General features: G+C 42.5%; 2 protein-coding genes. Both read right to left on the bottom strand.

Translation table 11 applies throughout. The annotated features are described in order from the left end of the window. Positions 1 to 446 precede the first annotated feature (446 nt). Complete coding sequence (locus F6K20_RS38670; protein WP_287298469.1) at positions 447 to 722, bottom strand: hypothetical protein; 276 nt, start codon at positions 720 to 722, stop codon at positions 447 to 449. A 46-nt stretch (positions 723 to 768) separates the two neighbouring features. Next, on the bottom strand, positions 769 to 1,044 hold the full coding sequence (locus tag F6K20_RS38665) for a hypothetical protein (protein WP_008184390.1): 276 nt from the start codon (positions 1,042 to 1,044) through the stop codon (positions 769 to 771). Positions 1,045 to 1,365 lie beyond the last annotated feature (321 nt).

Below are 1,365 nucleotides of genomic sequence, written 5' to 3'. Positions count from 1 at the left end.
TGGGGCATCGAATTGAACAGTATATGAAAGTGTGAATTAGCTGTATAGCAAAGGGAACAGGGAACAGCGGATCTGGGACTAAGCAATATGGCATAACAAATTATCACAATTCCTACACGGATACCTGTTGCACCTAGAAGCCAAATAATGGTATTAAAGGATAATGGTATTATTTGGTTGATAATCCAATAAAATTCCCAAAATATATCAGGTTAAGTCCGTTGCAAGTTAATTTCATAACTTGCTTTTTTTTTGCCATAAAAGAGATTGACTTTACTAGAAATGGAGACGGGTTTAGTCCTAAATCCCAAGACTTGAGGTTTTGGTGCTTTTTCTAAAAAGTTAACTCCAATTACCCTAGACCAATGATCACGTAAAACTTTAATCAATTTCTACCCTTTTGAAGAGTTTTTATCTAAGTTGCTAGTCTACCTTCTGGTAAGTTTTTAACGATTATAAATGCGATGCTCCTTTTGAGCCGCTACGCGATTGGCCGTAGGCCACGCTAAAAGCGATGCTCCTTTTGAGCCGCTACGCGATCGCAAAAAATCCCCACCAGATTCTGGTAATCTCAGAACCATGGATGAAAATTGCATCGCTACTATAGCACTAGTTATAGTAGCGATGCTGTCCCTAATGGGGAGGGGCTGTGTGCGGAACACCGCGACGCACCTCGTAAGCCCCGTGGAAACCACAACCGTTCTTCCCCACACTTCCCACACTTCCCACCCTCCCTGTTCCCAGAGCCCTGGGAATTTTGCAGAGGTACTAGAGGTTAGCCGTCGGCGACAAGTCCCGGTATCGGACTTGATTTTTTCGACCCATCTCTATTTGAGTTGCTCGGTGTTGATTTTCTGGATGTTGAATCTCGCCATCATTGCTGAGCAGAGCAATAACTATGAAAGCTATTGCTACGCAAACAAAGATTACTGATCCAGGACGACTTTCGTTGATATAGCGTTCACGATTGCACTTTAGGCAGACGTAATGATCTGCGTTTTGAGAATCCTGAATCCAGGCACAATAAATCTGATCGCATTTCATGATTATAACCCTGCACTCCAGACTAGAATAAAGAGAATATCTCGCAAAGTTAACCAAAGCTTGACAGTAACCTATCAGCTATCAGCCGTCAGCCGTGAGCTAAAGGCTCACGCTACTTGAGGTGCTTATTTTATTCAAAACCACCTCAAGTAGCACCTCAAGTAGCGCATAAACTGTTCGCGTAGAGTGGCCTACGGCCAATGGCTGATAGCTGATAGCTTACGTCACAATTGCCAGATTTTATGTCAGGTTATTGTTGACTTTGCGCTGCTGAATATGCACCCTTTAATAATGATAAAATCAGAACAAAAATCAGTAGAG

The organism is Moorena sp. SIO2C4 (assembly GCF_010672485.1).
Taxonomy (GTDB): Bacteria; Cyanobacteriota; Cyanobacteriia; order Cyanobacteriales; family Coleofasciculaceae; genus Moorena; species Moorena producens.
This window is presented reverse-complemented; position numbering and strand designations above follow the sequence as displayed.

Bases quoted from the DNA above. Each gene is read 5' to 3' on its own strand.
- F6K20_RS38665 (WP_008184390.1), bottom strand. From the start codon at position 1,044: ATGAAATGCGATCAGATTTATTGTGCCTGGATTCAGGATTCTCAAAAC.